The 413-nt window shown below is 63.7% G+C and carries 1 protein-coding gene; it reads left to right on the forward strand.

Annotated elements, in window-relative coordinates; all coding sequences use genetic code 11:
• Nucleotides 1-413 (forward strand): pantetheine-phosphate adenylyltransferase (gene coaD / locus AB4Z35_RS30830; RefSeq protein ID WP_442101275.1); only part of this gene is annotated, 413 nt, incomplete at both ends.

Genomic DNA, 413 nt, shown 5'->3' on the forward strand with positions numbered 1-413 from the left:
CCCGGGGACACGAGGATCTCGTCCGTCGCGCGTCGAATATCTTCGACGAGCTGGTGGTCGGCGTGGCGCACAGCCCCAACAAGCGCCCGTTCTTCTCGCTGGAGGAGCGCATCGGTATCGCGAAGGAAGTGCTCGGGCACTATCCCAACGTGCGCGTGGAAGGCTTCTCGGGCCTGCTCAAGGACTTCGTGCGCAAGAACAATGCGCGCGTGATCGTGCGCGGCCTGCGCGCGGTGTCGGATTTCGAGTACGAGTTCCAGATGGCCGGCATGAACCGCTACCTGCTGCCGGACGTGGAAACGATGTTCCTGACCCCCTCGGACCAGTACCAGTTCATCTCGGGCACCTTCGTGCGCGAGATTGCCGTGCTGGGCGGCGATGTCAGCAAGTTCGTATTCCCCTCGGTGGAGCGC

Origin of the sequence: Pseudomonas sp. KB_15 (assembly GCF_052114525.1) — a bacterium.
Taxonomy (GTDB): Bacteria; Pseudomonadota; Gammaproteobacteria; order Pseudomonadales; family Pseudomonadaceae; genus Aquipseudomonas.